The 12,105-nt window shown below is 52.9% G+C and carries 9 protein-coding genes; 2 read left to right on the top strand and 7 right to left on the bottom strand.

The window, feature by feature from the left end; translation table 11 throughout:
• Nucleotides 1-52: 52 nt before the first annotated feature.
• Genes FDG13_RS07290 through FDG13_RS07280 form a run of 3 tightly spaced genes read right to left on the bottom strand, consistent with a single transcriptional unit; the run spans nt 53 to nt 3,717 of the window.
• Nucleotides 53-1,258, bottom strand: coding sequence for a glycosyltransferase (locus FDG13_RS07290; protein WP_370528185.1), 1,206 nt, complete (start codon nt 1,256-1,258; stop codon nt 53-55).
• 15 nt (nt 1,259-1,273) lie between these two features.
• A complete protein-coding gene (locus FDG13_RS07285) occupies nt 1,274-2,404 on the bottom strand; it encodes a TIGR03088 family PEP-CTERM/XrtA system glycosyltransferase (protein ID WP_180126254.1) in 1,131 nt (376 codons plus the stop codon).
• Between the two features lie 2 nt (nt 2,405-2,406).
• Nucleotides 2,407-3,717, bottom strand: a complete 1,311-nt coding sequence (locus tag FDG13_RS07280) for a phenylacetate--CoA ligase family protein (protein WP_370528187.1) — start codon at nt 3,715-3,717, stop codon at nt 2,407-2,409.
• A gap of 385 nt (nt 3,718-4,102) precedes the next feature.
• Here FDG13_RS07280 and FDG13_RS07275 point away from each other — a divergent pair, with 385 nt between their 5' ends.
• Together FDG13_RS07275 and FDG13_RS07270 are read left to right on the top strand one after the other, a co-directional pair.
• Nucleotides 4,103-5,458, top strand: coding sequence for an MBOAT family protein (locus FDG13_RS07275; protein WP_255435145.1), 1,356 nt, complete (start codon nt 4,103-4,105; stop codon nt 5,456-5,458).
• 1 nt (nt 5,459) lies between these two features.
• Entirely contained in the window at nt 5,460-6,488 is a 1,029-nt protein-coding gene (locus FDG13_RS07270) for a hypothetical protein (RefSeq protein ID WP_180126247.1), read from the top strand.
• Nucleotides 6,489-7,411: 923 nt separating this feature from the next.
• Here the strand turns inward: FDG13_RS07270 and FDG13_RS07265 are convergent.
• The 4 genes from FDG13_RS07265 to FDG13_RS07250 form a co-directional block, all read right to left on the bottom strand.
• Complete coding sequence (locus tag FDG13_RS07265; RefSeq protein WP_180126244.1) at nt 7,412-8,320, bottom strand: glycosyltransferase; 909 nt, start codon at nt 8,318-8,320, stop codon at nt 7,412-7,414.
• A 63-nt stretch (nt 8,321-8,383) separates the two neighbouring features.
• A complete protein-coding gene (locus tag FDG13_RS07260; protein ID WP_180126242.1) occupies nt 8,384-9,136 on the bottom strand; it encodes a bifunctional 2-polyprenyl-6-hydroxyphenol methylase/3-demethylubiquinol 3-O-methyltransferase UbiG in 753 nt (250 codons plus the stop codon).
• A gap of 108 nt (nt 9,137-9,244) precedes the next feature.
• Complete coding sequence (locus FDG13_RS07255; protein ID WP_180126240.1) at nt 9,245-10,747, bottom strand: hypothetical protein; 1,503 nt, start codon at nt 10,745-10,747, stop codon at nt 9,245-9,247.
• A 281-nt stretch (nt 10,748-11,028) separates the two neighbouring features.
• Entirely contained in the window at nt 11,029-12,096 is a 1,068-nt protein-coding gene (locus tag FDG13_RS07250) for an acyltransferase (protein WP_180126237.1), read from the bottom strand.
• Between the last annotated feature and the right edge of the window lie 9 nt (nt 12,097-12,105).

Below are 12,105 nucleotides of genomic sequence, written 5' to 3'. Positions count from 1 at the left end.
TCGCCAGCACAAATAGATCATCAAACCCAGATCCAACCAAAACAGCATGCCTTCAATCATGTGTCAGTTCCTTGAATTTTTGTACCAAGGTTTTCACGCGGTGTTCCCACGAGTTGTTTTGTGCGTAAGCCACAATGGCACGGGTGTCCCATTGTTTTTGAATGGCTGTGGCTAGTGCAGTGCACAACGCAGCGCTGTCGCCAAAAGGCACCAGAAATCCGTAGTCGTCGCTTGTAACAACTTCTTTGTTGCCGCCCACTTGTGTGCTGACCACGGGTAAGCCACAGGCCATGGCTTCCAGAAATACATTGGCCCAGCCCTCGTTGCCTGTGGCCAAGACAAACACATCAGCGGCACTCAGTATTGGCGCCAACTGGTCATGTGGTCGTGGACCCAAAAACTGTACCTGGCGTTGCAGGCCAAGATCTTTGACCTGTTGCTCCAGTTGGGCTCGGTTATTGCCCTCTGCTGTGGCCCCACCCACAATCAGAAGCCGCAAATTGGCAAACTGTTTCAGCAGCTCAGGCAAAACCTCGATCACGCGATGAAACCCCTTGCGTTCCACCAAGCCACCGACCGATACCAGCACCACGTCACTGCTGTCTAATCCCAGCGCTGATCTGGCCAGCGGTTTTTCAGTCAGACTGAACTTGGTCAAATCAACCCCATTGCCCACCACCTGCAACTTGCTGTTGGGCAGGCCAAGTCGCCGTGCAACATCACACAGGTCCTCTGACACGCCAAACACATGCACGGCGCGTTGCAGCGCTTTGTGCAGTGGTTGGCGCAATGTCCTGTCTCTTGAATGGCGGTGTTCGGTGCCACGCAGGGTGATGGTTACCGGCAGATTCAGCCATTTGCCCAGCAGTGTGGCTGCATAACCGTCCGGGTACGCAAAGTGGGCATCGATCAACTGCACCCGTCCCTGTTTTTGTAGGCGGCGCACCGAGCGCCAAGCACCCAGCGCCATCAATACACCGTCAAAGCGCTTGAGCACACCAGGAAAAGACAGGTAGCGCGGCTGGAACACATCGACGGCCGCTTGCTCCTCATACCGATTGGTCTCGGGTCTGAAGTGTGGTTTGATCAGACGCAGCAAGCCCTGCAACGGAAACCAGGGCTTGGGTGACACCACACACAGCGGCAAGTGTTTGGCCACGTTGAACATGCGTTCACGTACAAACACCCCCGCCGTCGGCTGCGCTTGGCTGGGGAAAAGGCTTGAAAAAACCAGGATGTGAGGGGAGTGCGTGTCCACAGTGCAGATAGCTTGCTAGATTTGGGCCGAAAACAATGCATCGTAACGCTGGATCATGCTGGTCAAAGCAAAGCGCTGCAAGGCATGGGCACGTGCCTGTGTGCCGTGCTGCAGCGCCAACGCGGGTTGGCTCAAATAAACCCAGAGCGCCTGCGCCATGCCGGCCACATCCCCGGGCTGCACCAGCTGTCCGGTTTGGCCTGCCGTCACCAGGTCTGGCGTGCCTCCCACAGCGGTGGCCACCGTGGGCAGGCCGGTCGCCATGGCTTCTTGTAATGTGCATGAGGTGCCCTCGGTGAGGGACGGCAACACAAAGCAGCTCATGCTCTGCAAAATGGTCGCCACATCGTGGCGCATACCAGGCAACCACGCCAGGTGGCTGACGCCGCCTTCCGCCAGGATGCGCTCCACTTCTGCCCTCAGCGGGCCTTCACCCACCAACACCAGGCGGGCGCGTGCTGCGGCTTCGGGGTGCTGCGCCAACAGCATGACAAATACCGCCGCCAAAAAGGGCTGGTTCTTCACAGTCTGCAGCCGACCCACGGTGCCCACCAGCCAATGCTGTACCGGATCAAACGGACACGCCTGCGGCGCAACACCCGTTTCAGCAGGTCTGAACACATCCGTATCCACGCCGTTGGCCACCAGGCTGCGCCGCTGGTCTGGCACACCAATGGCGGCTGCAAGATAGTTGTCCAGATCTTTGGAGACGGAAACATAGTGACTGACAAACGGACGGTACAGTCGCCGCAATCGTTGGTACTTTGGGTTGCGCCCCTGCGGGTCATGGGCATCCCAGCCGTGTTCGGCGTGTATGCGTCTGGGCACACCCGCCGCCCACGCCAGCGGCAACACCTCCAGCGCCGCCAGGTTGCAGGTGTGCACAACGTCGGGCTTGAGTTGGCGAAACAGGCGCCAAATTTTTGGGTACAGCGGCACGGCGTGGCCAGGGCCTTTGCCAAGAGCAATCAGTTGCACGCCCGGTCGCTCAATGCGTTGGGCAAAGTCTCCGATCGTGGTGAGCGACAGCAGCACATGTTCAAACCGGTCTGCGGGCAATCGGTTGATCAACTGCACGATGATGTTCTCAAGACCGCCCACCGAGAAGCTGTACACCACATGCACGAGGCGAAGGCGTGGGCTCATGGTCAAACGTGGCTGACGATGTATCTGTATTTGCCAGACTTTTCAGCCGGGATGTGATCCACAAGATCAACAATCACTTCCACTTCATCACCCAATCTGCGTTTGAAGCCGCTTTGAATCAATGCCAAAGATGCGTCGGAAAAGTGCGCATCCGCCACCAACAGCACCCGGGTCAGCGTCCGGGTTTCCTGAATGACTTTGAACGCCTGGACACCAGGCAGATCTCGCAATATGTATACCAGCGACAAACCATGCAGCACCGTACCGTCAGCTGCGACCACAAAGTCAGTGCTGCGGCCCTGGATGTCTTGCAGCAGTGGCAGCCCTCGCCCACAACTGCAGGGCGCAGTACCCAGTGCGGCAATGTCACCGGTACGGTATCGAATGAACGGGAAGTCATTGGTAGACAAATGGGTTACCACAATCTCACCGACAACCCCTGCTGGCTGCACCTGGCCCGCTTCGTTGACTATTTCAACCACGACGTCATCTGCTGTCAGGTGCATGTTGCCCGCAGGGCACTCATGGGCGATAAAGCCTGCATCGCGCGCGCCGTAGCCATTGGCCACCTTGCAATTAAATATTTGGCCGATGGTGCTGCGTTGTTCGTCGTAGAGCCGCTCTGATGTGACAAAGGCCACCTTGATTCCCAGGTCCGTCATCTTGATGCCACGTTTTTGCGCGTGTTTGGCGATGTGCGTCAGCGCCGAAGGGTAGCCAAACAGCATCATTGGTTTGACCGTGCGAATGGTGGTTATGAACTGGTCCAACTTTGACTCCGACATCTCGAATGCAGGCAACAACTGAGTTCGCAACAGCTTGTCGCGCCAAGCTTTGATGTGGTCTTGCTTACCCAGTTCGATGGGAGACCCCCACACCACAATTTCCGGATCGCCAATGTCTACACCCCACCAGCGGGTGGCGCGCCACTTGGCCGCCACATCGTGACTGACGCGTTTTTCCCCGATGTAGAAAACAAGAGGCTCCCCAGACGAGCCGCCCGTATTGAAGCGGGCCAACCTCTGTGCCTTGGTATGCCTCAGGGCATCTGTATTGGCACGGATGATGGGTTTGTTCAAGAAGGGTAAACGCTGCAAATCGGCCGTATTCTGAACGCGGTCAGGGTGAAACCCATGTTTTGCAAAGAGTGCTTGGTAGTAGGGCACATGGGTGCCTACATCCATCAACAAATCCCGCAGACGTTGTAATTGGTAGGCCGCGATGCGGTCAGTGGACCACCATTGCACTTCTTCCATTTGTTGGCGCAATGCCACAGAGTTGTGGTGTTTGAGGCGTTCATGCAAGGGAAACACAAACGATGAAACCAGAGATGTGTACAAGCCCATGTCGTTATCCTTGCCCTATTCAACTTCCAAATGCTGTGTCTTGAAGACTGTCCAGACCATTGATCAGATTATGACCGGGCATACATTGGCGTCTGTTTGTCCCGCTCTCATGCACTGGCGGGCATTTGCTGAGTCCGGGCAGGTCCGAACGGCTAGGAATGCCATGCGCGCAATCGGTCACAGTCTCTGCTGCGCAACCCAGTAAAGTTCATCCATGTTATTCACGACCATAACGTTCACTTTTTTCTTTTTGCCAGTGGTATTGGGCGGCTATTTTGCGGTGGCGCGATTCAGTCACAGGGCAGCAGCGTTGTGGTTATTTGTTGCATCGGTATTCTTTTATGGTTACTGGATGCCACAGTTCACCTTGTTACTTCTGGCATCGGTTGCTGGCAACTACTTGGTCGGTGAAAGGATCGCTTTGGCTGCAGATGTTGCAGCGCAGGCCCAGAAACCACGCCAAAAGAGGTGGCTTATTCTGGGCGTGTTGGCCAATCTGGCGTTGCTGAGCTATTTCAAGTACGCCAATTTTTTTGTCGACAACCTGAATGCAGCGTTGGGCCAGACCTGGGAGTTGGCCGAAGTGGTGCTGCCCATTGGCATTTCATTTTTCACCTTCACACAAATTGCCTATTTGGTGGATACAGCGCAAAAAGGTGTGCGGGAGCGCAATTGGGTGCACTACGGCTTGTTTGTGACCTATTTTCCTCACCTGATTGCCGGCCCGGTGTTGCACCACGCGCAGATGATGCCGCAGTTTCGGCAGTCAGCCACTTATCGGTTTAACGCGGGCAACTTCACGGCGGGTGTGGCGATTTTTGCGCTGGGATTGCTCAAGAAGATTGTGTTGGCCGATGGCATCAGCCCCTATGCAGATCCGATATTTCACGCTGCTGACGCGGGCTCGATCATGTCCATGCAAGAGGCATGGTTGGGGGCACTGGCTTATACGTTTCAGCTTTATTTTGATTTCTCGGGTTATTCGGACATGGCCATCGGTCTGTCGTGGATGTTTAACGTGCGTTTGCCATTCAACTTCAATTCACCATACCGGGCAACCAACATCAGCGATTTCTGGCGGCGCTGGCACATGTCGCTGTCGCAGTTCTTACGGGACTATTTGTACATTGCTATGGGGGGCAACCGGCATGGCATGGTGCGACGTTATGTGAACCTGATGCTGACCATGGTGCTTGGTGGGTTGTGGCACGGCGCCAGTTGGTCATTTGCCGTGTGGGGTTTTTTGCATGGGCTTTATTTGGCGGTGAACCACGCCTTCAGGGCGTTGTGTGGTGAGCGTCTTTGCCAGCAGTTGGCTGCCAGCCGGGTGTGGACACTGCTGGCTTGGCTACTGACGATGTTGTCGGTGGTGTTGGCCTGGGTGGTCTTCAGGGCCGAGACCCTGTCGGGTGCAGTGCGGTTGTGGCAAAGCATGCTGGGTATGGGTAGCCATGCCGCGCCACACGTGCTTTTGTGGAACGCCGGGCTGAACTTGCCGACTGGTTTGATGTGGTGCACTGGGCTGGGGGTGATGGCCTTCTTGGCGCCGAACAGCAATTTGTTTGGAATAAAGCTTTTGGACTTATGTCAAAGCTATCCGTCGTTACGGGTTGTGTTGCTGGGCGCTGGGGCGGCAGCGGTGTTGCTGCTGCTGCTGGTAAATGCGACACGCACCTCGGTCAGCGCTTTCATTTACTTTAATTTTTGACATGTTGCGCACATTTACGTTGTGGCTGGTGGGCGTTCTGAGTGTGTTGTTGGCGTTGGAATTGTTGTGCCGGGTGTTGCCGGTGTCAACCTCGACGGATACGGGTTATTACACCGATCCGGTGATTCTGACCTACCCTCCCCGACACCAATGGGTAGCGGCGACAGGCTGGGATCTGCGAAACGCCCAGCATCTAACGGCCAATAATCTGGGCTATGCCGCGCACCGTGACTTTGTTCGGGATGCGCGCGCGGTGGCATTGATTGGTGACAGTTTTGTTGAGGCCTCTATGCTGCCGGCGCCAGACCGCCCCGGTAAGCAGTTGGAACATTGGCTGGGCAGTCGTCCCGTATATGCCATGGGCAGCCCGGGCACATCGTTGCTGGACTATGCCGAGCGCATTCGTTATGCGCATGAAAAGCTGGGCGTGCGTGACTTTGTGATCTTGATGGAACGAGGTGATGTTGCGCAGTCGCTGTGTGGGTCAGGTCATGTGAATGGTCCGTGTTTGGACCCGATCACATTGGCGCCGTTGATGAAGACGCTGCTACCAGCGGGGATGGTTAAACGGCTACTGCGCCATTCAGCGCTGGCGCAGTACCTGGTGAGCCAACTGCGGGTCACCCCAGCGGGCTTGGGCGCGTTGTTCAAGCCGGCGTCGCCGCCGCAACCTGTTGCCGCCAAAGCTTCTGTTATCACCACCAGCGAGGAATTACGGATCGTCGACAGGGTGACCCAGGTGTTCTTTGCGCGCATCAAGCCGCATGTGCAGGGCAGACTGATTATTGTGCTAGACAGTGATCGCTCTGTTTTATATAGCGGTAAGTCTATTTCTGATGAGGGTCGGGAACGCTTTATGCAATTGGCCAACGAAGCAGGTGCAACCGTGATCGACACCCAGCCGATCTTTGCAGCGCATGTGGCCAACTCTGCCTTGAAGCTCGAAGTTGGCCCTTATGATCAACATTTGAATCCGCTGGCAATCGGACTGATTTCTCAGGCGGCATCGAAAGCTCTGGGTGGGTTATAGGTATCACTGTGAAACAGTTTCTCGGACTTGCGGCAATGCCAATCAGAATGGTGTACCGACGCAGAACAATGAGTGAACTATTTTGAATTAGTTAAAAGTCAATTCATGCAAATATATAAAAATATCATTCGCCTCATGGGTGTAAATTATGGGGCATACCATGGTCTGATACGGATCATGCTGGCATAAATTGCTTTGATGGTCGGTGGTATTGATAAACATATCTATCCCGATGCCAATCGGATAAAGCGATTGGTATTTGTATGCCTTGGCAATATAAATCGAAGCGCTTTTGTCAATAAAGTCGCCCAATTTTTGGGTGAGAGCGCCCACTTTATAGGTCTGTCAACGCAGAAAGGATTATCGGTTTTCCATAAAGCCGTAAAAACAGCATGTTATTTTTGATGTAGATTTGCAGCAACGTCTGGCGATAGATATAAAAGACTATACATTTCAAGACGGTGAGTAACAAGCCCCGGCCTTGCCGGGGGCTTGTTACTTGCCGAAAATTTTGCCGATTGGCATGTGGGACGTCGATCCTTGCCACAGGAGACTCAGCGAGCCACTCCGCATCCAGATGGAGTTGAATTTCTTGCGTGTTCCTAGTGAATAAATTCACCATCTCGGTCAATGGTTCAGTACCGGATCGAAGTGAGAAAAGTGGCTCAACAAAACACACGCTTTTTAAACCATGTCTTTAAAAACTTCTGCTTGGAAGGCCAGGTCGAAATTTCCACGCTCGTTGAGCCATAAACGTATTCACGGAAAGCATGTGGAAATCGCTCCTCAATACTCTTGCCATCATTGCACCAAATTTCAACATTGATGGTGAGGAAAACATCTAACAAGGTGGTTATCGTTTGTTGAAAAGAGGATAATGAAAAAATCAATATCTGGAGTATGAGAAATCCTGATGCTGGTGATCAGCGCTGAAAATTACGAAGAGAGAAAATGCTCACTAGTTTTTTGATCATACGTCTGAATAGCAAAAGCGCATCAAGTTTGTCATTCATCAAACCCAGTGTATTGTGCTGAAGTTGATGGTACCGTCCCAATGCCATCAATGTACCCAAGCCAAACTTCCCGGAAGTCAAATCCTGGCGAAGGAGTTTATTTCGAACAAGCGCTGTAAATTCCTTGTGTAGACCTGATCCAGAGGTAACCGTTTGAGCAAGATGACCTGCTTGAGCTCCGACGCGCCAATGATAGTTGGCAAGAAATTTTGGTATCACACCAATATCATATTTTTGAACAAAACGTAAATTGAAATCCCAGTCCTCAAGCACAGGAAGGGATTCATCATACATTTCAATTGTTTCTAGTATTTTTCGTCGATATATGAAAGATATGGGTGAAAACTGATTCTTCCAGATTAAATCAGCGATATACAGCGTGCTGTCAAACTTATAATACTCATAACGATTTAAGATGACAACACGATCAGACTCAATTTTTTCGTCAACACGTGTTGTTGACGTGATTGCACCAAAGTAGTGAGGTTTCTCATCCAGAAATGCAATTGTTTCCTGGTAAAAATTTGCTTCAAGAGTGTCGTCATCATCATGTAGATGAATAAACTCTGATGTTGAACTCGTAATGCCATTGTTTGCTGCAGCCGAAATGCCGATACTCTCAGTTCGATGAATGACCTGAACGGATATTTTCTGCTCCGCCGCCTTGCGCGCAATGGCGTCAACTTCTTCAGCATGACCATTGTCGTTAACAATGACCCAGAGAAAATCCTTGTAAGTTTGTTTGGCAAGCGAATCTAGACAGCGGCTAAGCAGTAATGGCCTATTCTTTGTTCTGGTAATAACGGCGATGCGTTTCATTTTTGTTAATGGTGAAGATAATCTGATTTGGATGATGCTTGCAGAAAATATGTACAGATCTGTTTATTGTATTTTTTCTGCGACTGCGACAAATATTTGTCCTTTTAATGTCTTCTCAAGTGATGACAACTTATTGACAATTTTCGATAAAAAAATGAGGCGCGGTGAACCTTGGAGTCTCTCATAAAGATTGCCGAATGAGCCTTTGTAAATAAAATCAAAACCAGCTTCTTTAAAGCATTTATCAATTTGCCATTGCATCAATGGTGATATATGACCATCGTGTGCATAATCAGCATCGCTGAACCACTGGTATGTTCCATGCCGGATATGACTGACGATGGATGCTGCCGAGTCGACATTGGGTGTTGAAAAGATGATCCGTCCACCCTTTTTTAACAATCTGAAACATTGTCGTGCAAAATGTCTTGGATTCTCAATATGCTCGATGATCTCGATCGCCACAACGGCATCAAATACACCCTCATATCTATCTGAAAAATCCCCATTCAAATCAGTTTCAAAAAACGGGATTTTTTCATGTAATCTGAAGTTATTGGAAACGTAGTCGGTTGCAGTGACATGAAAACCATTGTCTTTTAACCTCAGGCTCATGGCGCCGGATCCTGCTGCCAACTCTAAAACATGGCTTCCGGCGGGGATGACTTCTTCAATTTTGGCGTGAATAAACTCGTGCAAACCAGGCAATGCATGAATGGCAAGTCCCTTGTAATTTTGTTTTGTACCTGATGCCTTCGAGGCAGCTATATATTGATCAACAATAACAGTCGGTTTGGAACCAAATTCGCTACCCATAGGGCATTTCCTTAATATACGGTTTGGCCACGAATTGCGCGAGACCATGTTTATGGAAACTCTCGAGTGCTATGAGATAAATAGCTATTAGGGCTTCGGTCATTAGGGCTAAGAGTCAATCTTCTCTATATTGCAAAACTGATATGGTAGTGACATCTGTCCGACAAAAGCGGGGTAACTGTGGCAGGTTTTTTTTGCAAGCCGATAACCGATGTCAGCCAGTTCCTGGGTACCTTGGTCGATCTGGTCGTTTGGATTGTGAAGCAAAGATGCCCCCCTGTCTTCCGCTTGTGCGTGACAGCGGCCGTCAACGCCATACAGCAATTGGATTTCCCGATAGCGCGGCGTCGAGTGGATCAACTGGCCCATCAGCTTGCAGGCCGCAGGATGCTGCGCCAAGTTGCTTGCTGCCAGCCGGGCATTGAGTTGCGTCGCGCGGGTGGCAGTCCAATCAACCGCTGTTGGAAGAATCGCGTACACCTGGCCTGCCCGTGTCGCCACGGTCTGGCGCACCATCTGGTCATATACGTTGGATCTGGGAAAGTTGCCGGAGACTCGCAGCACAGCGGTTTGGCTGGGAAAGTGCGGCAGCAGCCAGCTGATGGGTTCGCCACCCGCCGCAATCAAGATCGTGGCGCTGGCTGGGTTCTGTATGGTTGGCACGGTCACCACATAACTTTGCTGTGCCCAAGCCGCCCGCACGCCGAAGTTGGAATGTTTCAAACCCAAGATCAAGCTCAAAAAAGAGAGCGTAAAAGTAAGTATCAGTGAGGGCTTCGGCCAAATAATGCTCTTGAGACCGAGCAACAGTAGCAAAGGCAGCAGCATTTCCACCACCGTCATATAGCGGCCAATACTGAACACCTTGAGCCAGACGACATAGCCGCTAGCGACAAAGACCAGCACCAGCAACGCGGGGGTTGTGTTTGTGTTCTGGCTCTGCCTGCGCCGCCACAGGTGGCTTGCCAAAGCAAGCACGCCCACAATGAAAACAAGCAGCCAAAGATGGTTGTAAAGCAGAGCATCATGGATGCGCCAGGGGCGCAAGCTCATCCAAAACGGCCAGGCCAAGGCTTCCAGCGTCGTGACTGGGCCCCAGCGGGTGTCTATGACCGAGGTCGCGGCAGCGAGGTCGCTCTTGAACAAACGATTGAATTGCGGAAACAGCGGGTTGCCAAACTTGATCCACACCAGGTAAAACCACCATCCAGCGCTGATTGCAAAGCTGCAGAGGGCAGCCAAACCGTACAGGAAAATCTGGCGAACCTTGTTCGCCGGGTGCATGGGCAACACCGCCAGAACCAACACCATCGCCAAACCGAACGGCGCATTGGTGAGCTTCAGGCCGACGGCCAGCCCCATCAGCAAGCCGATCCAAACCGCCCAAGGCGCTGACCTTGCTTGGTGTTGGGGCAATGCGGTATGCCACAGACAAGCCAGATACAGCGCCAACAGAACAAAGGGTGAACTGCTGCTGTCACCCGCCGCCGTGCCCAACTGAGCGACAAAGCTGGCATTCAGGCAGCCCAGGCAGGCCAAGCCAAGCGGCGTCCAAAGGGGTACCTTCTCACCGCTGGATAAAAGCAAACGCGCAATCAAAAAAATCAGCAAAGCGTTGAGTCCCTGAAACCCGCCAAGCCAAAACCCGACGAGCCAAGGCCGCACATGTTGTGTCAGCCAATACACAGGCAGATCGAGCACCGGGTTGAAGTAGCTCTGCAGTTGAGCGGGGGCCAGATCAAGGCTGAGCCGGCCAGTCAGAAATGCATAGGGGTTGTAGACGTGGTAATTGAGGGTGTCCCAACTGGTGTCCTGACCCAGGAAAACAGCAAAAGCGCCATACAACAGAAATAACGTTGCGGCCACCGCGACAGCGGTATGGCGGGTTCGGTTCATCGGCTTGGTGGGCATTGGTTCACCCGCCAAAGTTTGAGCAACAGGGCGCGCAGCGGCTTCTTTTGCAGCTCACACCAGTAACCCAGCGTGAGTGCCACAGCAAACGGCAAGACGATCATGGCGGTGGTGGTGTAAACCGAACGTCCCTGCGCCGCAGCAACCGCATTCACGACGCCAATAATGGGCAAATGAAAAAGATACAGCGCCAGGGTCGAGCCTGACAGCAGTGCCAATGGTCGCGCAAACCACATAAAAGGTTTGGCCAACCACTGAGCGAACCCGGTCGCGCCATAAATGTGCACTGCAAAACACAGGCCCACCACATACTGCCATGGCCGACTGTCGGGGGCCATACCCCAAAAGGTGGATTGACCAAACGAGGTGACGTCTGTCCAGAGCATGCCAGCCAGAAGTGCCAAGCTGCCCAGTGCGGCCACCAGCGCCAAATGGCTTGGTTTGTGGCGCTGTAGCAGGTGGTAAACCGTCACACCCATCAGCCAGACCGGCAACAAGGCCAAAATTTTTGGCCCGGCCAGGGTGGCCCCCAGCAAAGTGAACAACCAGCGCGCCCAGCCTTTGAGCAACATGAACGCGCCAAACATGAAGTAATACCAAAACTCGAAAGGGATCGACCAATAAGCACCATTGCTGCCAAAGTGTTGATTCAGCGCCCAAGACTGGTTGAGCATGAGGGCCGAGAGGACATAACCCGTCAGCGGACTGTCACTGGCGGCAGCATGCGAGTTGGTGTAACTCTGGGCGTTGATCGCTTGGCCGATGGCATCCAAACCCAGAGTCAGCAGCATGGCTGGCAGGATCACCGAATAGAGCCGGGCCAGGCGGGCCGCAGCGTAGGTGGACGCGTTGTGTTCGCGCTGATCCGTCACAAAGGCGATGACAAAACCCGACAGCACAAAAAAGGCCATCACCGCCTCGTTGCCAACCGCCGTGAACGGCCACAAATACCCACCTACCAGATGGCCATGTCCCAAATGGCTCAGCACCACCAGCGTGGCGCAGACCACCCGCATCAGATCAAGATAGGCGGAGAGTTGGCGATTCATGGACTGGAT

The organism is Rhodoferax sp. BLA1 (genome assembly GCF_013416775.1).
Classification (GTDB): domain Bacteria; phylum Pseudomonadota; class Gammaproteobacteria; order Burkholderiales; family Burkholderiaceae_C; genus Rhodoferax.
Note: the sequence above shows the minus strand (reverse complement) of the source record. Positions and strands in the feature narration are given on the sequence as shown.

What these genes read in the sequence shown, in the direction of transcription:
- FDG13_RS07250 (WP_180126237.1), bottom strand. Translation starts at nt 12,096, where the DNA reads ATGAATCGCCAACTCTCCGCCTATCTTGATCTGATGCGGGTGGTCTGC.
- FDG13_RS07260 (WP_180126242.1), bottom strand. Translation starts at nt 9,136, where the DNA reads ATGGGTAGCGAATTTGGTTCCAAACCGACTGTTATTGTTGATCAATAT.
- FDG13_RS07265 (WP_180126244.1), bottom strand. Translation starts at nt 8,320, where the DNA reads ATGAAACGCATCGCCGTTATTACCAGAACAAAGAATAGGCCATTACTG.
- FDG13_RS07270 (WP_180126247.1), top strand. Translation starts at nt 5,460, where the DNA reads ATGTTGCGCACATTTACGTTGTGGCTGGTGGGCGTTCTGAGTGTGTTG.
- FDG13_RS07275 (WP_255435145.1), top strand. Translation starts at nt 4,103, where the DNA reads ATGCCACAGTTCACCTTGTTACTTCTGGCATCGGTTGCTGGCAACTAC.
- FDG13_RS07285 (WP_180126254.1), bottom strand. Translation starts at nt 2,404, where the DNA reads ATGAGCCCACGCCTTCGCCTCGTGCATGTGGTGTACAGCTTCTCGGTG.